Below are 20,732 nucleotides of genomic sequence, written 5' to 3'. Positions count from 1 at the left end.
CTTATCCTGGTTGGCGTCGTTGACCGCACTGTCGCTGGCGACTGCGGCCGGCGCCGAGGATACGCTGGCGTTGAGTCAGGGAGATACACTGCGCATCCGGATATTCGGTCATCCTGACCTGACGGACACCTACGAGATCGGCAGCGGCGGCATCCTCGCCATTCCCGGCCTTGGCCGGATCACCGGGGTGACGTCGCTTGCGCAGGCCCGTGATGCAATCGGCACATTGATAGACCAGAACCTGGGCCTGGATCCCGACAGCTACTCGGTGACACTCGGTCCGCTGCGCGCCGTGACCGTAGGCGGTCATGTCGGGGATCCGGGCGACATCCCCTATTCCGTCGGAATTCGGGTGGCGCAAGCCATCGCGCGCGCGGGCGGCCTGAGCGCACCGCGCCTGAGCAGCAACATCACCGAGGTCGCCCTGATCAGCCAGGAGCAAGAACGTCTTGCGCTGGCCGAGCAGCGACTGGCCGAGGCCCTTATGACCCGTGCCCGGATCGACGCCGAGATATCCGGCGCTGAAACCTTCGAGTTGCCACCAGACGTCGTTCCGCTGGTCGGCGAGGCCAAGGCAGAAGAGTTGAGGCAGGGCCAGTTGCGCCTGCTCGCGGGCAGTATCGAGAGCTATGAAAGCACTCTGCGGCGGATCAAAGCCGCAACAGACATCAACAGTCAAAACATTACGGCACGACAGGCCTCAGCCGAGTCACTGCAAAAGCAGTTCGACCTGGTTCGCCGAGATCTCGAACGAATTAGCCCGCTGATCGACAAGGGCGCAATCACTGGGGAACGCGTTCTGAGCCTGCGCCGCGACTTCGCCGAGATCGAGGGGCTGGTGGCCGAAGCTGTTTCGAGCCTGTCCCAGGCGCGGACGCAGCAGGTTGTCCTGGACGAGGAACTGAAGGCTTTGGACCTGCAAAGGGAATTCGATCTGACTTCCCAAATCATCGCCATCGAAACCGAGATCGTTTCTGCAACAACCAGCCGCGAGGGCATCGTTCAAACCCTTGATGCGGCGGGCGCTGCGTCCTTGCCTCTCAACTTTCGAACACGGGACAGCGACTGCCGCCTGACCATCCTGCGCGAAAACCCAGACGGCACACCTGCATTGCTTTCGGCCGATGCGTTGACCCCGCTGCAACCGGGTGACCATCTGGAAGTGGGGCGCCAGACGCGGGAGTGCCCGGCCCTTCTTTCTGAAACAGGATTTCTTCGGTGACCGGGAATGGCGAAAACAAGCCCCCCGCGGGCAGACGCCTGAATCTGGAGGCAGAATGGCTGGTGGACCCGGCCACGGACGAAACTCGCGCCTCGGCCAAGGACGTGTCCGGCGCAGGAAGACGGCTGCCTTCCGAGGCGGCATTGTCAGTGGACCCGACAACGGACGAAACTGGCGCCCCGGCCGAGGACGCGCCCGGCGCGGACAGGCGGCTGCATCTCGAGTCGGCATTGTCGGTGGGCCCGAGCACGGACGAAACTCGCGCCTCGGCCAAGGACGTGTCCGGCGCGGTCTGGAGTCCCCCGGACGTGCTGCGCCTGCTGATGGCACTCGGGCAAAACTATCTCTGGCTGATCGTCGCGCCGATAATCGGCGTACTCGCGACGGTCGGCTACCTGCTGGTCAAGAACCCGACCTACGAGGTCGGCGCGCAACTGATGCTGAAATTCGGGAAGGAAATGGCTGCGCCCGCGACCGTCTCGGCCGCTGGAACTCAAACGGTCATCCCGATGTCGATACGGTTGGAAAACATAACGGCAGAAGTTCAGATCATGAAGGATCCCGCGCTGGTTCGAACTGTGGTCGAGGAACTGGGCGAAGATTATTTCTACGGAGAGGATCCGGCCGTCACGCTGCTGCAGAAAATCAAGAAGTGGATCAAGGATACCGTCAGCGAAACCAAGGAAGCCATCCGGTCGGTTCTGGTCAAGATAGGCCTGTTACCGGAACTCAGTCGCCTCGACCGTGTGATCCTGCTGATCCAGAGCGTACTGAGCATCGAGCACGTCACCCGCTCGGATGTCATCGAACTGACGCTCTCCTACCCGGATCCTTTTGCCGGCGAGGAAGTGCTCGGACGGTTTCTGGATGCGTATTTCGAGAAGCGCCGCGAAATCTATCTAGACAAGCGCGTGCAGGACTTCTTTCGAAACGAGTTGAGCGCGGTAAATGCGAAACTGGAGGCCGCGGAGGCGGCCCACGCACAAATGCTCAAGGAAAACGAAGCCTGGCTGATCAATGATCAGCGATCATTGGCGGTCGAACGTCGCGCGGCACTAACGCACGACCTTGAGACCGCGCGCGCCGTCGTGCAGATCGAAGAGGACCGGCTGGATCGGATCGATGCCGAAATTTCGGAGCTCCAAGCCCTGATCCCATCCCAATCCTCGACCCGGCGCAATCAGATCAAGGACCAGTTGCGCCTCAAGCTTGTCGATTTGCAACTACAGCTCGAAGCAGAAGACAACCGTTCAGGCGCGCGTTCGCTACAGGTACAGAGCCTCAACGAACAAATTGCACACTTGCAAATGATGATCGACGCCGAACCGGACCGCGTCTCGGATAGCGTAGTTGAAACGAAGAACCCCTTGCTCGACTCGCTTCTCGCTCAACGTAGTGCAGCGCAGTTGACCTTGGTTGCGACGAAAACGAAAATCGAGACGCTGGAAGATGATATCGCCCAGATCGAAGCCGATCTGGAAACAAAGGAACGTGTAGGCGCCCAGCTGGAGAACATCGAGCAGGATCTCGCGCGGCTGCGGCATTCCAAACAGGCCTATTCGCAAGCTTTTGAGGACACACGCATCTCCTCCGAAATCTCCGAGGCGCTGCTGTCCAATGTTGTGGTGATCGCCAAACCGCAAGGAGGCATAGCACCCGCAAAGCCGAGAGTCCCGCGTACGATCGCGGTTGGCTTTGTCCTGTCATTGATGGTGGCATCGGGGATCATCCTGGTTGTCGATGCCTTAAGGCCAAAGGTGCGCGACAACACGGATCTGGCTCGCCTGGTCGGACCCGGGGTTCTGGTGCGAGCCATTGCCAACAGTCGGAGGAGACGATGATCCAGGCCAGTCAGATCCCGGACCTGCACTCCGACGCGTCAAGATTATTCACGGATATCCGAAGAAACTTCCCTGCGACCCGGCAGTTCCTTGTCACCGGCTGTAATGGCGGCGAAGGCGTCAGTACGCTGTGCCTTGCGCTTGGCCGCGCTGCCCACCGGATACAAAATGCGAACGTCCTGTTGGTGGACGCGAATTTTCGTACACGAGGTCTGTCGTCCCTTGTCCACAACATGGCAACGCGCGGGCTGTGCGACCTGCCGACCGCTCCCACGGAAACGCCCGAGCAGGAAGTTCTGCGCCACACGGTCGAATTCGAGCCCGGAGTGTCCATTCTGCCGCGCGGAGACTCTGCGGATGCGGACGCTATCGATTTGCAGAGCCGTGGCATTCTGGACAAAGTAATTGCCGCCGCCAGCGCACGGTTCGACATCACGATCTGGGATACAGACGCGATCAACATCTCGTCGGACACGAAGGTTCTTGCGACACGACTGCCGGACATAGTGCTGGTAACCTTGTCCGACGTCACCCGCATGGATCATCTGACCAGTAGCCTGAGGGAGATTTCGACCATGCGTGCACGTCCCATTGCCGTTCTGCGCAATCGGGCCGGAAAGCGGCCGTTCAGCATTCGCGCCAACGCTTAAGACCTCAGCGCCGCCACCGGCGTTTCGGACCGGTATTCGGCAAGCTGCCGCTGCGACAGAGAAACCATGTCGGCCTCGCCTTCAAGATGGGCGCGATACCACTCCCCTGCCCGCGAGATGGCCTGAACCGCAGTCCATGCCGGACGCCATCCCAACCGAGCAATCGCCAGGCTGGAATCGACGCGCAATGCGTGCGCTTCGCCGCTGTGCGGATTTTCGGCGACCTTCAGCTTTGTCGCACTCGCCTTCATCTGCTCCAGAAATTTCCGGGCGACCTGCTCGACATCCGGCATGACGGGTTCAAGCGGGCCGAAATTCGTCGCAGCGGGCACCGCTTCGGGGGATTGCAGAAGACGGCTGCCAAGCAGCAGATAACCGCCCACCGGTTCAAGCACATGCTGCCAGGGTCGTGTTGCGCGCGGCTGGCGGATCTCCTGATCGCGTTGCTCCGCGATGGCGCGCACGAAGTCTGGCAACAACCGGTCCGCCGCCCAGTCGCCGCCGCCTATGACATTGCCCGCCCGAGCCGTCACCACATGGGGAGTGTTCACTGACCCGGCAGCCTTGTGAAACCCGGCCGAGCGCCAAGTCGTCGCCACGATCTCGGCCGCGGCCTTGCTGGCGCCGTATGGTTCGTGCCCCCCCAGCGGGTCAGTTTCCCGAAACGGCCAGACAGAACCGTTGTTGTCGTAAACCTTGTCGCTGGTCACGATGACAACAGCCCGGACAGATGGCACGCGGCAGGCCGCATCCAGAACCGCAGCGGTGCCCATCACGTTGGTCTGAAAAGTTCCAAACGGGTCATTGAAACCCCGGCGGACAATCGCCTGCGCAGCAAGGTGAAAAACGATGCTGGGTTCAGCCGCGGCCATGGCGGCGACCAGCGCATCCCTGTCCGAAATCTCGCCGCGCAGATCACGCATGCGCGCACCCAGTTCCATTATCTCGTAGGCACTTGGCGAGGTCGGGATCGTATTGCTGAAGCCAGTGACCCTGGCCCCCATCTGTGCCAGCCAAAGGGACAGCCAGGATCCCTTGAAGCCGGTATGCCCCGTCACAAGGACCGAACGACCCGCATAGGTCTGATCGATGGCGTCAGTCATGCTGTCCCGTCCTGATATGAGTCGACGACAGTGCGTATGCCGTCCTCGAATGGTACTTTCGGGCTCCAGCCCAACGCCAGGCGCAACTTTTCGCTGCTGGAATATTTCACCGAGGTTTCTCCGGGCGCTCCGTCAATGATCTCGGGCACCACCTTTTCCTTGCCGAAGGCATCCAGCGTTTTACGCGCAATCTCTAACGTTGTCATGGGCGGACCGCCGGACACGTTGAAAGCCTGCCCGCGAATCGCAGGATCGCCAGCGTGGGTGGCCAGCATCAGCAGGGCATCGACACAGTCGTCCACATGCAGCAGGCTTCGCACCGCGCGCCCGCCGCCGCGCAATTGCGGCGCCCTGCCCTCGCGCACCGCCCGGATAACCGATGGCACGATCCGAGCCCCGTTGGCATCGCCAGGCCCGTAGACATTTCCCAGTCGAGCTACCACAACAGGAAGAGAAAACATCTGGCCATAGCTCCGCGCCGCGTAGTCGAGCATGAGCTTGGACACTTCGTAGGGGCCAAGGGCGGCTGGTAAATCCTCTTCCGTGGCTGCGATGTCGCCGGTCTCGCCGTAGATCGCGTCGCTCGAGGCCACAACCGTTCGCGGCGGATCTTCCATCTGCCGCATCGCCTCCAGCAACTGCCACCCGGCACGGGCATTGCCCTCGTAGGCCGTTTCCGGGGCAGCAAGCAACTCGACCACCTGACTCAGCCCGCCCAGGTGAAACATGACATCCGGCCTGGTTTCGCGCAGCACCTTGGGCATGGACGCGTCAATCAAGGTTGAAACGTCGGGCCTGTCCGCCAGTCCCAGTTGGCGGAAATGTTCCGAGGCCGGGCGCCGCATCTGCGCGACAACCCGAAGCCCGGCATCGGCCAACCGCCGAACTAGCCAGCCGCCAACGAACCCGGAAGCTCCTGTAACCAGGACCGTCATCACTGAGGCCGCGTCCAGGGCGCGTCGCCGTTGGCAAAAATCTCGTTGAGCAGGAGGTAATCCTTGAAGGTGTCCATGCACTGCCAATAGCCGGAGTGCCGCCGCACACGCAGTTCGCGCTCGGCCGCCAATCGCTCGAGCGGCTCGCGTTCAAGGATGCATTCGGGATCATCGGGGATGTAGTCCAGGAACCGGCGCTCGAACACGAAGAACCCCCCGTTGATCAGCGCCTGCACTTTAGGCTTTTCGACAAAGTCGAGGACAGTGTCGCCGTCAATCGCCAGTTCGCCGAATTGCGAAGTCGCCTGAACCCCGGAAATCGTTCCGATCTTGCCGTGTGCCATGTGGAACATTAGCAGGGCGCGCAGGTCAATGTCCGCCACCCCGTCGCCGTAGGTCAGCATGAACCGGGGTGTGTCGATATACTGCTTCACACGCCGAACGCGCGCGCCAGTCTGGGTCTTGGGTCCGGTCTCGGCAAAGGTGATATCCCAATCCAGCCGATCCGCGCCCCCGAGGTATTCCCGCTTTCCTGCGCTCAGATCCAGACGCAGATCGCTTTCGCGGATATCCCGGTCCAGGAAATACTCCTTGATCATCGTTCCGCGATACCCGAGGCACAGAATGAAGCGCCGAAACCCCTGCTGCGCGTAAAGCCGCATGATGTGGACCAATATCGGTTCTGCTCCGATTTCCAGCAATGGCTTGGGCAAGCCCTGGGTCGCCTGACCAAATCGCGTCCCCTCGCCCCCGCATAGAATGACGACGGGGATGTCCTGTTCTGCGGGATCGTTCAAAATGACCTCCAATTCGCAGTCATGGTAGTATCAATACGTGATCAAATACACGCTACGGCGAACCCGCCTAAACAGCGCCCCGACATCCTGACCGATTCGAGTACTGGTTTTTCTGCCATGCTTAAGATATGATAAACCAGTTTCGTTGTTTTGGGAATTTAGCATGTTTTGGCGAATAGCAAAGACCGGCGCTCCCCTTCTGGTCGCATTGTTTGCGCTAACAGATTGTATCGAGGAAAACGCCGAAGCTGGCTCGTCCGACGAGAAAATGATCCAGGACCCGCAAACGGTGCCGTCGCAGGGCGCGGCCGGCGATCTGGTCAAGTCGCCGCTGTTCTTCCGAGGCACGGTCATCGCGTCCGACCCAAGCATCGTCGAGATCGGTAGCGGGTATCGGATGTTCTACACCGACCTGGATACCAGGCGAGGCAGGACAGTCATTGCAACGGCAGTCTCCACAGACGGGCTGGACTGGACAACCGAGGGTCGCGACAAAGGCGTCGACGGTCTGGTCATGGCTGGCGAGGACGGCCGGTGGGATGAAAACGTGGAATCCGCAGCTGTGGTCAAGTCCGGCGACACATGGTCGCTGTATTTCTCGGGTTACCGGGACAGGGGCAATCCGTTCAAAGGCTTTCCGGCCGCCCTGTTCCTGGCAACCTCGACGGACGGTCGGAATTTCCAGCGCGTGTCGGATGACCCTGTGCTGGCTCCGACCAAAGGGTGGTATGACAACGACGCGATCTACAGCCCCACGATCCTTCGCGACGGCGGAACCTATTACATGATCTATGTCGGGCACGCGTATACAGACACGTCAAAAATCGGAACGGGAGGCGTGTTTCTGCTTGCTGCGGAGTCCCCGGACGGCCGGAACTGGACCAAGCTCGAAACACCGATCGCCCGCCCGGGCCAGTTTTCCGACTGGCGCGCCGATGGCATCGCAGAGCCCTACCTGGTGAAGCAGGGCCCGGGAAAGTTCCTGCTGTTCTTCACCGGGCTTTCCGGAGAAAGGCGCGCAATCGGCGTCGCTCAGGGGGCGACGCCACTGGGGCCTTTCAAGTTCGGAAGCACCCCTATCATCGAGCCGGGCGCCCGCGGCGCCCAGGACGAGCATCAGGTTCTGGCGCCAGCTGCCGTCCTTACCGGAAACAAACTGACGATCTGGTATCTGGCGGCAAACTCCAAGGAAATGCTGACGATCGGGAAATCGGAGGGAACAGTTCCGTCGGTCTTGGGGGCCAGCGAATGAGGTCCGGAAACTTGACCCAGAAGTTGCTTCGAGCGAAACGATCGAACCTGGGATATTCGTCGTGAAACGGCCCAAGTCAGTCCAGGCCCGTGAAGCCGAGTTCTGGGATACGGTTGTCGAAGAGTCCGACCTTTCCCCGGCGGAAAGTCTCGTTCGCATGGAGGATCGTTACGATCCCTGCGTCCCCTGGTTGGGTTTTATGGGGTTGCATCGGTTCTTCGATGACATGATCAAGTTCATCGATTGTTCGCCGGGTCAGCGGATACTTGATCTGGGATGCGGAACAGGTTTCCTGTCGATTGCGCTCGCGTTGCGTGGCGCACAGGTAAATGGCATCGATATTTCGCCAAAATCCATCGAGATTTGCAGAAGGCGCGCGGCCCTCGCCGGAGTGCAGGACAGGATCGACTTCCAGGTGATGGACTGTGAGAACCTGGATTTTCCGGACGGGCATTTCGACGCGGTGGTCGGTTCCTTTGTATTGCATCACCTTGACCTTGAACGAGTCGCACTGAGCTTGTCACGCGTTCTACGGGCCAACGGAAAAGTTGCCTGCATCGAGACGATGGGCCTTAATCCCGCCCTCATGCTGGCGCGACGAACCCTGCCTGGACGATTTGGCATCGAAAAGGCCTCGAGCGAAGACGAGGCTCCAATCGACAAGGCCGGTCTGGACAGGATCCGGAACCATTTTTCGGGCGAGGTGACGGTCACCAATCCTGACGTGGTGTTCCTGCGGATGGGCGGCTATCTATCCTTTCTCAATAATCCTCCGGTTCGGGCGCTTCTCAAGGCGGGTGATACCACATTGAGATACCTACCATTCCTGCACTTTTTTAGTTACTTTGGTTTGGTCAAGATGGAAAAGACCGGTTGACCATGGATCAAGTTTCCGACCTGGAATTCGCATCGGACACATCCCCTTCGGGCAAAGCCGATTCAGGCAAACTGAAATTCGATTTTGTCTGCCTCGCAGTTTCGAATTGGAGTCTTGTCAAGTCGAACCCCGACTACACGTTTCTCGGACTGGCAGAGCGCGGCTTCCGGGTTCTTGTAGTCGAGCCGTTCGAGTCCCTACCCGCAGCAATCCGGATGGCCGGCATTCAGAAGCGCCGCGTCAAATTGGATTGGGGTCTTAGACAGGTTCAAGAAAATATCTGGGTCTATCGCCCCCCGCCGCTGGCGCTGCCCGGCCAGTCCAGATCACCCATGGCGGCTCGGATCAGCGGCCGTTTGCTGGCCGCTCTTGTCCGCCGGTGCATCCGCAAACTGAACTTTGGCCCCGTTTGCACATGGAGCTTCATGTACAATTCAGGAGAGTTTCTAAGGGCCTTGCCGTCGGATCTGCGGATCTACGAATGTGGCGACGATGATGCGGCGCTCGCCCGTACTGACTCACAACGACGCACTGTCAGGACGCTGGACAAGGAAGCCTGCGAAGCCGCCGACATCGTCTTTGCGGTGACAGAGGAACTCTGCGCCCCCCGACGCGCGGTAAATCCGGCGACATTCGAGGTCAATTGCGGCGTTGACCAAGAGGCGTTCAGTGTAGCCCTAGACGCGCACACGGAAATCCCTGACAGCATCGCCAAGCTTCCCAAGCCAATTTTGGGGTATTTCGGCGGATTGGACCCGTGGAAGATCGACGTTCCGCTGATCACCGGCATTGCGAAACTCAGGCCGGAATGGTCCCTGGTGTTCATCGGCTATGTCTGGTTCGGGTTCGACAAGAAACCATTCGACGATCAACCGAACATCCACGTGCTTGGACCGAAACCGTATCAGGATGTTCCGCGGTTCCTGAAAGGCATGGATATTGGCCTCTTGCCTTTCCCGCTGAACGACATCACCCGGAATGGCGACGCCTTGAAATGCTACGAATACCTCGCTGCGGGATTGCCCGTTGTCGGTCGGTCGGTTCCCGTCGCCCGGAGATTGAACGATCTTGTCGAAATTGCCGAAACACCCGAAGAGTTTGTAGTGGCATGCGAGCGTCATTTGCGCGACACGACGAAAACGAAACGGGACCGTAGCGATGCGATGCGTAGCCACGATTGGCGCCTTCGGGTCGAGCAGAAGATTTCGCTTATCCGGAAATTCGCAGTCTGATGTCGGCCGCTGTACTGTCAATCCTGATCGTGAGCCACGGCCATGCGACCGAGATAAAGGCTTGCCTGCAGTCGCTTTCTGGCGAACTGGAAGACCTCGACCATCAATTCATTTTGATCGACAACCTTGCAGAAACGGATTTCATAGAGAAGATCGGCGGCCTCAGGGACAACATGACCGTGGTCGCAAATGACGCAAAGGCCGGCTTTGGCGCCAATGTCAACAAGGCCGCCGCGATGGCTCAGGGCGACGTTCTGCTGATCCTGAATCCGGACACGGCCCACAAGACCGGCAAGATCGCCGATGCGGTCGAGTTCCTTTTGGCCGACCAAGGACGCGGACTCGTTTCCGCGGTCCTGCAAAACCCTGATGGCACGGATCAGCGCAACTTTCGTGGATTTCCGTCTCTGGCGGTCACTGCGCTGAGAGCCGCCGGTGCGAACGACTGGTCGCGGAAACCGCAGTTCTATCGGGACGCAATGCTGCACGATCTCGATACATCCGTGCCTGTCCAGGTCGATTGGGTATTCGGATCCTTCATGCTCATTCGCCGATCCACTTTCGAAGAAATCGGCGGGTTCGACGAAGGGTTCTTCATGTATTACGAAGATGTCGACTTGTGCTATCGTCTTCGAAAAGCAGGGTACTCAACCTGGATCTATCCGCAACTCGTGTTTTGTCACGATCATCGTCGGGACAGCAGCAAGTCGATATTGAACACATACCAGAAGAACCACATCAAAAGCCTTCTGCGATACGCATGGAAGGACGGGGCACTTCTTCGCCCCCCCGGTTTTCAGCATGGCATTGTCTCTCCCGGATCAGAGTTAGACCTTTCGGGTGGAGGGCTCACTCTAAGGATGGGTCGCAGGTTTGAACAAATCCTGTTTGCGGCGACGCTGATCCTGTCGAGCGTTCTTGCCGGCCTTGTGTCAGCCTGGATTCTCGGGGCCGCATTCTACCACTCACTGCCTTTCTCCACTGGCTCCGTCGTCACGATTGCCTTTGTCGTCCTGACGCTTTTCGTGCAGCTCTTGTTGCACGAATTCGAGAGCACCGGCCTTTCGGATGGTGCCAGAAGGGCGGTGGGAGCCTTGGAAACGTCGCTGCTGGCGTGGCTGCTTCTGGCGCTGGTGCTGGTTTTATTCGGCGTCTTCACGACACCGGGGATGCCCGGGTTCTACCTGCTTCTCGGCGTGTTTGGCGCCCTTTTCAACTATCTTGGATCACGGCTGTTCGCGCGCTTCGCGTCGCCCGGCGGCACACGTATCGGCGTCGTCACCATGCCCCCGGCGGCAGAGATTTCCCGGCTGGTTCCGGCGCTTCCTGTTGGCAATCAGGTCGTGGCGCGGGTGTTCGATGCGTCCGGAAAATCCGCTGCCTCCATTTTCGAAGAATTGTCCTCGGCCATCTCAAAGGCTCAAATCGATCACGTCTACCTGGTCAGGGGAATGGATCGAAGCGATCTCTGCCTGGAAACGCTGGAACACCTGTCGGTATTCGACGTGCCCGTCTGGTATGTGAACCTGACGGAGGATCATCCAACCGCACAACGTTTGCGGACACCGCTCAGAAGTCGATCTCGCGAGGCGCTGCAAAGGGGGCTGGATATCACCATTTCGCTTTTTGCGCTGGTATTGCTTTCCTGGCTCTACCTGACTGTGGCGGTATTGATACTCCTGGAAGACGGCAGGCCGGTGTTTTTCAGGCAACCCAGGCTCGGGCGCAATCAGGTTGCGTTCCGAATGATCAAGTTCCGCTCGATGCGCGTTGCCGATTCCGATGAAAACGCAGACCGCCTGACCACGCGAAACGACACCAGGGTCACGCGGGTCGGCTCGTTCATCCGACGCACGTCAATCGACGAATTACCGCAGTTCCTTAATGTCCTACGCGGCGATATGTCAGTTGTCGGTCCCCGCCCGCTTCCTCCGGGGTTTCACTTCAGGGGCCAGCGTTTCGACCTTCTGATACCCGAATGGAATCGCCGGTACCGGGTTCGTCCGGGCATTACCGGGGCGTCCCAGCTTCTCGGTTTTCGGGGCACACCGGAGACCCCGGGCGAAGCCCTGACGATGATGCAGAAGCGCTGCCAGACAGACAACGAATACATAGAGACATGGTCGATCTGGACCGACCTCAAGATCATCGTCATGACCGTCGTGAAAGGCGCCTTCGTTTCGCGGGCCTACTGATCCGTCTCCAACAGCGGTTTGCCTCTGACATCGGCACCTCATCCCTGGAATGGGGAGGTTTCAGGGGAGCAGGTCAAGACAGGTGAAAATCGGTCCCCGCAAGGACAGGATAGCTGTCCTTTATGCCGCGCGGTGCTGCCAGACCAATGCGAACCAGTCTCGGCAGCGTCAGGATCGCTGTCCCTTATTCAGCACAGAGACCGAGGCGTGATCGACAGCCAGGTGCGGACCCAGCATCCGGCCATCACCAAGATCGGCAACGACGCGTTCGCGGCCTTCGCAGCACACTGTTCCCAGGCGCATGGCCTTACTCCTCGATTATGGCGACAGCGCGGGTAAATCCGGCCGAGGCGGCTTTGATCTTGAATGGAAAGGCGGAAACGATGAAACCGTTGTCGGGCAAAAGGTTCAGATTGGTCATTTTTTCTATCTGACAATAGCCCTGGTCCATTCCGGCACGGTGGCCCTCCCATATGATCGAAGCATCGCCGGTTCTCGCGAATTCCTGCGCGGTATAGGCAAAGGGGGCATCCCAGCTCCACGCGTCCGTGCCCACCATGCGTACCCCCTTGTCCGTCAGGTAATTCGTGGCATCGCGGCTGAAACCGCAGCCTTTCAACAGGTAATCGTCCTTCCCGTAACGCTCACCGGCCGAAGTATTGACAACCACGATGTCCAGGGGCCGCAGGTCGTGACCGATGCGCGCAAGCTCTGCCTTTATCTCCTCCGGAGTCACCACGTGACCATCGGGCATTTGCCGGAAATCGAACTTCACGCCATTGCCGTAGCACCATTCCAGCGGAACTTCGTCGATCGTCATGGCGCGTTCGCCTTTGTTCATCGTCGAATGATAATGGTAGGGCGCGTCGACATGCGTGCCGTTATGTGTCACGATCCGCAACCGTTCGATGGCCCAGCCTTCACCACCCGGCAAATCTTCCCTTTTCAGACCGGGGAAGAAAGACATGATCTGTTCAGCAGTTTGCTGATGCGACAAGTACTCGATCTCGGGCAAGACGATCGGCGGGTCGGATGCGATGCCCGTTTCCAGAGGAACCGAGAGGTCGATGTAGCGTCGGGACATGGTGGGGCCTCCTGGCTGGGTCGAAAGGACGGCGGCGCGCACCGGCTTGGCGCCGGGTGAGCTGCCCTTGGGGACATGTCGCATCTTACAACCCCAGCGCCGACACACCAACGCGGTGTCGTCAAGAGAGCCTGTTGCCGCCGGTGATCCGGCGGCTTTCAGCCGCCGGGTTGGCAGACTAAGGTTACTGCCGGATCTAGGCGACTTCAAACAGGCCGGCGGCCCCCATGCCGCCGCCGACGCACATTGTCACCACGACGTATTTGACACCGCGCCGCTTGCCCTCGATCAGGGCATGGCCGGTGAGACGCGCGCCGGTCATGCCATAGGGGTGGCCGATCGAGATGGCGCCGCCGTTCACGTTGTAGATGTCCGGATCGATCCCAAGGTGATCGCGGCAATAGAGCGCCTGGCAGGCAAAGGCTTCATTGAGCTCCCAAAGCCCGATATCCGACACCTTCAGCCCGTGCTGCTTCAGCAGTTTCGGCACTGCGTAAACCGGACCGATACCCATTTCCTCGGGAGCGCAACCGGCTACCGCCATCCCGCGATAGATGCCAAGTGGCGCGATGCCACGGCGGGCTGCCTCAGACCCCTCCATCAACACCAGGGCGCTCGCGCCATCCGACAGTTGGCTGGCATTGCCGGCGGTGACACAGCCGCCCTCGATCACGGGTTGCAGACCCTGTAGCGACTCGAGCGTGGTCGACGGTCGGTTGCCCTCGTCCCGGTCGAGGGTGATGTCATGCAGCGTGACTTCGCCGGTATCCTTGTCCTTGACTGCCGTCTTGGTGCCGAACGGCACGATCTCGGCATCGAACTTGCCCTCCGCCTGGGCTGCGGCGGTCCGCTGCTGCGAAATGAGCGCATATTCGTCCTGCGCCTCGCGGCTGATGCCGTATTTGCTGGCAACGAACTCGGCGGTTTTCAGCATCGGCATGTAGGCGTGTTCCACCTGCGCGGTCACGTTCGGGTCCTTCGCCATCATGACCGCTTCGAAATACGCAGCCTGGACGGCGGTGATGTTGTCCTGGCCGCCGGCGATGGCGATCTGCATGCCGTCCACCATGATCTGCTTGGCCGCCGTGGCCACTGCCATCAGCCCCGAGGCGCATTGCCGGTCGATCGTCTGTGCCGACACCGACACCGGCAACCCGGCGGCAAAGACCGCGTTGCGCGCGAGGTTCATGCCCGCCGTGCCCGAGGCCAGCACCGTGCCGATCACGGCATCGTCGATCTCTGCCGGATCGATCCCGGCGCGCTTGACCGCGTGCGAAATGGCGTGGCCCATCATGGTCGGGGATTTCGTGGCGTTCAGCGCGCCCTTGAAGGCCCGGCCGATGCCGGTACGGGCGGTGGAAACGATAACAGCGTCTTTCATGACAAGCCTTTCTTTAGGGTGAGCCCGTCACATCAGCGACGGGATGAAGGTGATGATGGAGGGGAACCAGATCAGCAGACCCAGCAGGATGATGTCGGCAACGAAGAACCAGAAGACTCCGCGGAAGACGATGTCGGTCGGGGCAGACTTGCCGACGGTCGAGCTGAGGACGAAGACGTTCATCCCGATGGGTGGCGTGATCATGCCGACCTCCAGCAGCTTGGCGACGAAGACGCCGAACCAGATCGCCTCGATCCCGGCGTTGGCGACGAGCGGCAGGAAGATCGGCAGCGTGATCAGCATGGCGCCGATGGGTTCCAGGAACATGCCGAGCACCAGATAGACCAGCGCGATGACGATCAGAAGCAGAACTGGCGAGGCGCCCAGCCAGTCGACGGCATCCGAGATCATGTAACCAACGCCGGAGAGCGTCAGGAAGCGCGTCAGCATGCTGGCGCCTATTGTGACGATAAACAGGCTGCCGCAGGTGGTCAGGGTGTCGACCACGGATCTCTTGAGAACGGGAAAGGTCAGCCGGCCATGCAAGGCCGCAACGCCCAGAGACAGAAGCGCGCCCACAGCACCCGCCTGTGTCGCGGTGAATAGCCCGCCGAAAAGGCCGCCCAGCACGCCCACGACGAGAAGTGTAACGGGCAAAGCCCCCTTCAGGGCGACGAGTTTCTGAGTCCAGGTGATGCGTTCCGATATGCCGGGGGCGAGGGACGGGTTAAGCTTCACCCGGATCAGGATTACCGCGATATAGGTCGCGGCTGTGGCGATGCCGGCTCCAATGCCGCCCAAGAACAGATCGTTGATCGAGACCTGGGCGATCACGCCGAAGACAATCAGGAGAATGCTGGGCGGGATCAACGCGCCGATGGTTCCGGCGGCGGCGACTGTGCCCGTGGCAAGGCGCGCATCGTAGCCGTTGCGCAGCATCTCTGGCACGGCGACCTTGCCCATGGCGGCGGCGCAGGCCACGCTCGATCCGGTGACGGCTGCAAAGCCCGAACAGCCGAAGACCGAGGCGATAGCCAGCCCACCGGGTAGCCGCGCCAGCCAAAGCCGCGCCGCATCGAAAAGGCCGCGCGTCAGATCGGCGCTGAAACAGATGTAGCCCATGAAGACGAACATCGGCACCGATGAGAGCGTCCAGTTGGAGATGAATGTGTAGGGCACGACCTCGAGCATGCCCCAGGCGGCATGCGGTCCCACGAGCGCGATCAGCCCGACATAGGACACCAGGATCAGTGCGATCCCGATATGCATGTTGGCGGCGATGAGCACCAGCAGTGCCAGGATCCCAAGCGATCCGATCATGGCGTCAGTCATGGCCGGTCTCCGCTGCTGCGATGCCTGCGCTCTCGGGCGCATGCAGGGCGTGATCGGATCCGGTCGTTATGCGCAGCACCACCTTCAGAGCCAGAAGAAGCGTCATCGCGCCGAAGGCGGCCGGCAGCATGTAGAAGGAAGGCCAGACATATATCTTGCTGGTCTGTTCGATCGTGTAGGCCGAGATCGCCAGCTTCTCGACCGCCTGTTGCCAGGATTGCGCCGTGAGCATCCCGTAGACCGCCGCCGTGATCGCCAGCACCACGGTTTCGAGCAAGTGGCGTGGACGCGGCGGCAGCCTGTCCGTCGCCAGGCTCACGCCAATATGACTGCCGCGATACTCGGCGGCCAGGATCGGCAGGAAGGCCACCGCGATCATGTAGTAATTGGTCACGATGGCCGAGGTGGTTGCAAGCGGTGCGTTCACGATCAGGCTCAGCAGGATATCGAGGCTGATGTGGAGCATCATCGCCACCAGACCGATAGTGGCGATGACGATCAAGATCCGGTCCAGGACTCGGACAAGAACCGCGGTTCCCTGCATGGTCATGGACACGGATCCTTTCGTTCAGAGGCCGTAAGACGCGGCGTCGATTTTCGAGAAGATCTCGGCGCGGTAGATTTCGGCGATCTCTTCGGGTGTCCAGTCGCGGTCCAGCGGAATCAGGCCTTCCCACTTCTTCACCAGTTCCACGAAGCGCGCGATCTTCGTTTCCGCATCCTCGATCCCGTGGGTTTCCTTGGCGATCTTGGCAATATTGGCGAGGTCCGCCTCGATGGCCGCGTCGGACAAGGCGAGTATGTCGACCGGGGCCTCGTGGATGTTGATGCCTTTTTCCCTGGCCAGTTTAAGGTTCTCGGCCACGTCGCTGGCGAATTTCCAGGTCGTCGCGGCATTGCCGAGCGCGGCGGCGTCGAGATAGGCGCGCCGTTCCTCGGTGCTGAGCGATTTCCAGAAATCGCGGTTGACGCTCATAACGTCAAGGCCGTGAACGGTGCCGCCGGGGATGTTGACGGTCACGTCGGTGGCCACGTCGATCAGCCGGATCGAGGTCAGTTCGGACGGGGCGTTGAACGCGCCGTCGATCGTGCCTTGCGACATCGCCTCGAAGATTTCGTTGCCCGGCAGGCTGACACCTATCGCTCCGACCGCAGCGGCCCAACGGGTCCAGGATCCACCGGCCGCGCGGATCTTCTTGCCGGCCAGTTCCGCGGTGTTGGTCATCGGAGAGGTTCCGATGATTGCGTAGGCGCCGGTCGACGCGTTGCCCAGCGGTACCTGGTTGTTGTCCAGACGTTCCTGGATGCAGGGCTCGCAGGTCAGGATGTATTCGCTCATCGCGCCGGCCATGGCGAAGGGGTTCTTGCCCAGCATCGCCAGTTCGATGGGCAGGGTCGCCTCGGGCAGTTCCGAGGGGAAGTAGTTGAGCACGAGATAGCCGCCATCCACGACGCCGTCCTTCATGCCGCCGAAGGTCTGTACAAGGTTCAGCAGCGAGGCGGGCAGAACACGCACCTTGAGTTCGCCGCCGGTCCGTTCCGACAGATCCGCGGCGAAGGCATCGACGCCGTAATGCGCGCCGCTTCCGGGCGGAACACCCACGACGATCTTGACGTCGCGTGCGTGCGCCGATGCGGCCATGACGGCCATCGCGGCGGCGGCGCAGGTGGCGCGCAGCATGTGCTTCAGTTTCATTTCATTTCCTCCTCAAGTGAGAAGCCAGCGTGGCCTCTCGTTATACTCGTGCCGCAGGTGCGGCGATTACCGGCCTGTCCAGACCGGGTTGCGTTTCTCGGCAAAGGCCCTGGCGCCCTCCTTCGCGTCCTCCGAATGGATGACCTTTTCGAGAATTTCGTTCTGGCGGGGCCAGACATTGTCTTCGGACCAGCGCCCGGCATGGGCGACGATCTGCTTGCTGGCCACAAGCGACATCGGCGCGTTCCGGGCGATTTCGCCGGCCAGGTCCCTGGCCGTATCCAGCGCCGCGCCCGGCAAACACAGGCGGTTGATCAGTCCCCAGCGTTCGGCTTCGGCCGCCGGAATCATCCGGCCGGTCAGCGCGCATTCCATGGCGATCTGGCGCGGCATGCATTCGGGCAGGCGGACCAGTCCACCCGAGCCAGCAATCAATCCGCGTTTTGCCTCGGGCAGTCCGAACCGGGCGGTTTCGGAAGCAACGATCAGGTCGCAGGCCAGCGCGATTTCGAAACCGCCGGCCAGCGCGTAACCCTCGATGGCGGCAATGAGAGGCTTTGCCGGAGGCTTCTGTGTGATCCCGGCCAAACCGCGCCCGGACAGTTCCACTCGCTCCCCCGCGACAAAGGCCTTGAGGTCCATGCCGGCGCAGAAATGTTCCCCGGCGCCGGTGAGGATCGCCAGAGACAGGGTTGGATCGTTGTCAAGTTGGTCCATCGCCTCGGCCAGCGCCAGCGAAGTTTCGCGGTCGATGGCGTTGCGACTTTCGGGACGGTTGATCGTCACGATCAGAATTGCGCCTTCGCGGCTCAAGATCACTTTGGGAGTTTTTTCGCCGGTCATACCGCTGCCCTCATCCGGGACCAGAGCCCCATTCGGTCGCGGATCACCCGGCCAGAAACCACGCGCCCGTTTTCGACGCGCAACAACCCGTTGCAATCCAGCGTTTCCGCGCAGGGACCGGCCGCCGGAGCCGGCAGGCCGGTCCGATAGGTCCCTACCTGACGTACGTTGAAGGCGACATGATCGCCGGACGACAGCAGCTCTCCGATTTGCGTTTCTGCCACGTCGAATTCCAATGGCGTGCCCGTGATGTGGTCGTCGTCACAACGGACTTGAGCCTCGGCACAGGGCCATCCATGCGCCAGCCATTCCAGCACCACAGCCTCGGCATCCGGGTTTGCCGGTGCCGGCCGGATGTCCCACGGTGCGACGGCGGGCGGGTCGACCGGATCGGCAATGCCGGATTTCAACTGGCGGCGGCGTGTCATGTAATCCTCCTGCGCGACACAGCCGGTCAAAACTGCGCCGTTCGAGCGGTAGATACCCACGCCCGACCATGCGGCCGCGCGCTCGTCGGTCTGCCCGTGTTCGCTGAACCAGATGGCGGCCCAATCCTCGCCGGTCAGCGTCTGGTGCACGGTCATGCCGAGCCCGGGATATGCCTTCATCTGGATATCGACTGCCGGAAGCCAGGCTTCGTCGCGCCCCGCAAAGACCACGTCGCCGATCGACAGCGCGTAATCCGGCGCAATGAATGCGCGCGCGGCCTCGGCATTGTGGCCGTTGAAGTACTCGACCACCCAGCGGCGCAGAAGGGCAAGCGCGGTCGTCATGCGCCCGCTCCGTACAGTCGCCGCATCTCGGGTTTCAGCAGTTTGCCCGAAGCGTTGCGCGGCAGGGCATCGGCAAAGGCGATCCGGGTGGGGCACTTGTAATGCGCAAGATCGGCGCGGGTGTGTGCGATCAGTTCGGCCTCGGTCGCCGTCTGCCCTTCGCGCAGCACCACCACTGCCAGAGGGGTTTCGCCCCAGCGCTCGTGCGGCACGCCGATCACGCCCACCTGGGCCACGGCCGGGTGCCCGTTCAGGACGTTCTCGATCTCGGCGGGATAGATGTTTTCTCCACCGGAAATGATCATGTCCTTGTATCGATCGAAGAGGAAAACGTGGCCTTCGTCGTCGAGGTAGGCTGCGTCTCCCGAGCGGAACCATCCACCCGCGACAATGGCGTCGGCCGTGGCTTTCGGGTTGCGCCAGTAACCCTTCATCAGCATCGGGCTGCGCAGCCACAATTCGCCCACCTCTCCGATGGGCCGGTCAGCGCCTGTCGCCGGATCGACCACACGCAGCTCTACCCAAGGCAGGGCAGTGCCACAGGATTTCAGCAGATGGCTGTTGGGGCCGTCCGGATCGTGCCATTCGGGGCCAAGGCAGACCACGGTGCCGGAACTTTCGGTCATGCCGTAGGCGTGCATGAAGTTGCAGCCCAGCGTTGCGATTGCGCGCCGCAACAACACGTCGCCCATCGGCGATGCACCGTACATCAGCAACTCGAGGCTGGACATGTCGGCACCAGCCACCTCCGGCGCGTTGAGAAGCGCCTGCACCACCGCAGGCACCATAAACGTGTGCGTCACCGAATAGCGCGGAATCAGGTCGATGATTGCGGCTATGTCGACATCGGCCATCAGCACCGTATGCCCGCCAGCCAGCATTGTGGAACTGCCGTAGCCGCAACCGCCAATGTGAAACAGCGGCATCGCGACAAGGTTGACGCTGTGGTCACTCATGCCCCAAGCCTTGGCCAGTTCGGCCGTATAGGACATGCCTTCGTTGGACAGCATCACCCCCTTGGGCAAACCCGTCGTGCCTGAGGTATAAAGGATCAGCGCAACCTCGTCCGGCTCGCCGTCATGGCCCGGATCGGTATCGGACTGGGCCGCCCGCTCGGCATCGAAATCGGCGCCGAAATGCAGAACGTCGCACCGCGAGAACGGGTCCGGCAACAGCCCCGCACCGGTCTCGTCGACCAGCACAAGCGATGGCTCGGCATCGGCGAGAATGTCCCCGATCTCGCGCACGGACAGCCGCCAGTTCAGGCAGACCAGCGTCGCACCGATTTTGCCAGCAGCATAGATGATCTCGAAATATTCCGCCCGGTTCTTCGACAGAATTGCCACGCGATCGCCCGCGCTCACCCCCCTTGCGGCAAGAAGGTTCGCGCTGCGCGAACTGTCGGCATCGAGATCTGAGAAAGTCCGGGTGCAGCCCTGGAAGGTCAGCGCTGGAGCGCCCGGGCGGTGCCGTGCGTGCCTTCGCAGGGTGTTGGCGAATGTTTCGGTCATCTGGCCCC

At 61.0% G+C, this 20,732-nt stretch carries 19 protein-coding genes; 7 read left to right on the top strand and 12 right to left on the bottom strand.

Annotated elements, in window-relative coordinates; translation table 11 throughout:
* Nucleotides 1-19 precede the first annotated feature (19 nt).
* From BLT75_RS12630 to BLT75_RS12620, 3 genes are read left to right on the top strand one after another with little or no spacing between them, the layout of a single operon-like run.
* On the top strand, nucleotides 20-1,222 hold the full coding sequence (locus tag BLT75_RS12630; RefSeq protein ID WP_093031970.1) for an SLBB domain-containing protein: 1,203 nt from the start codon (nucleotides 20-22) through the stop codon (nucleotides 1,220-1,222).
* A complete protein-coding gene (locus BLT75_RS12625; RefSeq protein ID WP_093031967.1) occupies nucleotides 1,219-3,063 on the top strand; it encodes a GumC family protein in 1,845 nt (614 codons plus the stop codon). The genes BLT75_RS12630 and BLT75_RS12625 overlap by 4 nt, the downstream gene beginning before the upstream one ends.
* Nucleotides 3,060-3,713 (top strand): cellulose synthase operon protein YhjQ/BcsQ, encoded by a 654-nt coding sequence (locus BLT75_RS12620; protein WP_093031965.1) that lies wholly within the window; start codon nucleotides 3,060-3,062, stop codon nucleotides 3,711-3,713. The genes BLT75_RS12625 and BLT75_RS12620 overlap by 4 nt, the downstream gene beginning before the upstream one ends.
* Here the strand turns inward: BLT75_RS12620 and rfbG are convergent.
* Genes rfbG through BLT75_RS12605 form a run of 3 tightly spaced genes read right to left on the bottom strand, consistent with a single transcriptional unit; the run spans nucleotide 3,710 to nucleotide 6,548 of the window.
* A complete protein-coding gene (rfbG, locus tag BLT75_RS12615) occupies nucleotides 3,710-4,816 on the bottom strand; it encodes a CDP-glucose 4,6-dehydratase (RefSeq protein ID WP_093031963.1) in 1,107 nt (368 codons plus the stop codon). The genes BLT75_RS12620 and rfbG overlap by 4 nt on opposite strands.
* Nucleotides 4,813-5,751: an NAD-dependent epimerase/dehydratase family protein gene (locus BLT75_RS12610; RefSeq protein ID WP_093031961.1), complete on the bottom strand. Its 939-nt coding sequence runs from the start codon at nucleotides 5,749-5,751 to the stop codon at nucleotides 4,813-4,815. The genes rfbG and BLT75_RS12610 overlap by 4 nt, the downstream gene beginning before the upstream one ends.
* Nucleotides 5,751-6,548, bottom strand: a complete 798-nt coding sequence (locus BLT75_RS12605; RefSeq protein ID WP_218128906.1) for a sugar phosphate nucleotidyltransferase — start codon at nucleotides 6,546-6,548, stop codon at nucleotides 5,751-5,753. The genes BLT75_RS12610 and BLT75_RS12605 overlap by 1 nt, the downstream gene beginning before the upstream one ends.
* Before the next feature lie 163 nt (nucleotides 6,549-6,711).
* Here BLT75_RS12605 and BLT75_RS12600 point away from each other — a divergent pair, with 163 nt between their 5' ends.
* The 4 genes from BLT75_RS12600 to BLT75_RS12585 all read left to right on the top strand — a co-directional run bounded on the left by BLT75_RS12600 (nucleotide 6,712) and on the right by BLT75_RS12585 (nucleotide 12,104).
* Entirely contained in the window at nucleotides 6,712-7,800 is a 1,089-nt protein-coding gene (locus BLT75_RS12600; protein ID WP_093031959.1) for a glycoside hydrolase family protein, read from the top strand.
* A gap of 61 nt (nucleotides 7,801-7,861) precedes the next feature.
* Nucleotides 7,862-8,677 carry a class I SAM-dependent methyltransferase gene (locus BLT75_RS12595; protein ID WP_143028554.1) on the top strand — a complete coding sequence of 272 codons (816 nt, stop codon included), beginning with the start codon at nucleotides 7,862-7,864 and terminating at the stop codon, nucleotides 8,675-8,677.
* A gap of 2 nt (nucleotides 8,678-8,679) precedes the next feature.
* Nucleotides 8,680-9,909, top strand: a complete 1,230-nt coding sequence (locus BLT75_RS12590) for a glycosyltransferase (RefSeq protein WP_093031954.1) — start codon at nucleotides 8,680-8,682, stop codon at nucleotides 9,907-9,909.
* Nucleotides 9,909-12,104, top strand: a complete 2,196-nt coding sequence (locus BLT75_RS12585; RefSeq protein WP_093031951.1) for a sugar transferase — start codon at nucleotides 9,909-9,911, stop codon at nucleotides 12,102-12,104. The genes BLT75_RS12590 and BLT75_RS12585 overlap by 1 nt, the downstream gene beginning before the upstream one ends.
* A 168-nt stretch (nucleotides 12,105-12,272) precedes the next feature.
* Here the strand turns inward: BLT75_RS12585 and BLT75_RS25080 are convergent, their stop codons facing one another.
* From BLT75_RS25080 to BLT75_RS12545, 9 genes are all read right to left on the bottom strand, one after another.
* Nucleotides 12,273-12,407 carry a hypothetical protein gene (locus BLT75_RS25080; protein ID WP_281243157.1) on the bottom strand — a complete coding sequence of 45 codons (135 nt, stop codon included), beginning with the start codon at nucleotides 12,405-12,407 and terminating at the stop codon, nucleotides 12,273-12,275.
* Between the two features lie 4 nt (nucleotides 12,408-12,411).
* Entirely contained in the window at nucleotides 12,412-13,188 is a 777-nt protein-coding gene (locus BLT75_RS12580; protein ID WP_093031948.1) for a cyclase family protein, read from the bottom strand.
* Between the two features lie 196 nt (nucleotides 13,189-13,384).
* Nucleotides 13,385-14,569 (bottom strand): acetyl-CoA C-acyltransferase, encoded by a 1,185-nt coding sequence (locus tag BLT75_RS12575; protein WP_093031945.1) that lies wholly within the window; start codon nucleotides 14,567-14,569, stop codon nucleotides 13,385-13,387.
* Nucleotides 14,570-14,596: 27 nt separating this feature from the next.
* The gene (locus BLT75_RS12570) at nucleotides 14,597-15,901 is read right to left on the bottom strand and encodes a TRAP transporter large permease (RefSeq protein ID WP_093031942.1); all 1,305 of its coding nucleotides are present in this window, start codon (nucleotides 15,899-15,901) and stop codon (nucleotides 14,597-14,599) included.
* Nucleotides 15,894-16,451, bottom strand: a complete 558-nt coding sequence (locus tag BLT75_RS12565; protein WP_093031939.1) for a TRAP transporter small permease — start codon at nucleotides 16,449-16,451, stop codon at nucleotides 15,894-15,896. The genes BLT75_RS12570 and BLT75_RS12565 overlap by 8 nt, the downstream gene beginning before the upstream one ends.
* Nucleotides 16,452-16,469: 18 nt before the next feature.
* Nucleotides 16,470-17,597 (bottom strand): C4-dicarboxylate TRAP transporter substrate-binding protein, encoded by a 1,128-nt coding sequence (locus BLT75_RS12560; RefSeq protein ID WP_093031936.1) that lies wholly within the window; start codon nucleotides 17,595-17,597, stop codon nucleotides 16,470-16,472.
* A gap of 66 nt (nucleotides 17,598-17,663) precedes the next feature.
* Nucleotides 17,664-18,440 carry a crotonase/enoyl-CoA hydratase family protein gene (locus BLT75_RS12555; RefSeq protein ID WP_093031933.1) on the bottom strand — a complete coding sequence of 259 codons (777 nt, stop codon included), beginning with the start codon at nucleotides 18,438-18,440 and terminating at the stop codon, nucleotides 17,664-17,666.
* The gene (locus BLT75_RS12550) at nucleotides 18,437-19,213 is read right to left on the bottom strand and encodes a nuclear transport factor 2 family protein (RefSeq protein WP_093031930.1); all 777 of its coding nucleotides are present in this window, start codon (nucleotides 19,211-19,213) and stop codon (nucleotides 18,437-18,439) included. The genes BLT75_RS12555 and BLT75_RS12550 overlap by 4 nt, the downstream gene beginning before the upstream one ends.
* Nucleotides 19,210-20,724: a long-chain-fatty-acid--CoA ligase gene (locus BLT75_RS12545; protein WP_093031927.1), complete on the bottom strand. Its 1,515-nt coding sequence runs from the start codon at nucleotides 20,722-20,724 to the stop codon at nucleotides 19,210-19,212. Before BLT75_RS12545 ends, BLT75_RS12550 begins: the two co-directional genes overlap by 4 nt.
* Nucleotides 20,725-20,732: the final 8 nt, after the last annotated feature.

The organism is Ruegeria marina (assembly GCF_900101475.1).
GTDB lineage: Bacteria > Pseudomonadota > Alphaproteobacteria > Rhodobacterales > Rhodobacteraceae > Ruegeria_B > Ruegeria_B marina.
The sequence above is the reverse complement of the archived record's forward strand: the minus strand, read 5'-3'. Positions and strand labels throughout refer to the sequence as shown.

Bases quoted from the DNA above. Each gene is read 5' to 3' on its own strand.
- BLT75_RS12610 (WP_093031961.1), bottom strand. From the start codon at position 5,751: ATGACGGTCCTGGTTACAGGAGCTTCCGGGTTCGTTGGCGGCTGGCTA.
- rfbG (WP_093031963.1), bottom strand. From the start codon at position 4,816: ATGACTGACGCCATCGATCAGACCTATGCGGGTCGTTCGGTCCTTGTG.
- BLT75_RS12560 (WP_093031936.1), bottom strand. From the start codon at position 17,597: ATGAAACTGAAGCACATGCTGCGCGCCACCTGCGCCGCCGCCGCGATG.
- BLT75_RS25080 (WP_281243157.1), bottom strand. From the start codon at position 12,407: ATGCGCCTGGGAACAGTGTGCTGCGAAGGCCGCGAACGCGTCGTTGCC.
- BLT75_RS12555 (WP_093031933.1), bottom strand. From the start codon at position 18,440: ATGACCGGCGAAAAAACTCCCAAAGTGATCTTGAGCCGCGAAGGCGCA.
- BLT75_RS12585 (WP_093031951.1), top strand. From the start codon at position 9,909: ATGTCGGCCGCTGTACTGTCAATCCTGATCGTGAGCCACGGCCATGCG.
- BLT75_RS12575 (WP_093031945.1), bottom strand. From the start codon at position 14,569: ATGAAAGACGCTGTTATCGTTTCCACCGCCCGTACCGGCATCGGCCGG.
- BLT75_RS12565 (WP_093031939.1), bottom strand. From the start codon at position 16,451: ATGACCATGCAGGGAACCGCGGTTCTTGTCCGAGTCCTGGACCGGATC.
- BLT75_RS12580 (WP_093031948.1), bottom strand. From the start codon at position 13,188: ATGTCCCGACGCTACATCGACCTCTCGGTTCCTCTGGAAACGGGCATC.
- BLT75_RS12570 (WP_093031942.1), bottom strand. From the start codon at position 15,901: ATGACTGACGCCATGATCGGATCGCTTGGGATCCTGGCACTGCTGGTG.
- BLT75_RS12620 (WP_093031965.1), top strand. From the start codon at position 3,060: ATGATCCAGGCCAGTCAGATCCCGGACCTGCACTCCGACGCGTCAAGA.
- BLT75_RS12550 (WP_093031930.1), bottom strand. From the start codon at position 19,213: ATGACGACCGCGCTTGCCCTTCTGCGCCGCTGGGTGGTCGAGTACTTC.
- BLT75_RS12545 (WP_093031927.1), bottom strand. From the start codon at position 20,724: ATGACCGAAACATTCGCCAACACCCTGCGAAGGCACGCACGGCACCGC.
- BLT75_RS12590 (WP_093031954.1), top strand. From the start codon at position 8,680: ATGGATCAAGTTTCCGACCTGGAATTCGCATCGGACACATCCCCTTCG.
- BLT75_RS12600 (WP_093031959.1), top strand. From the start codon at position 6,712: ATGTTTTGGCGAATAGCAAAGACCGGCGCTCCCCTTCTGGTCGCATTG.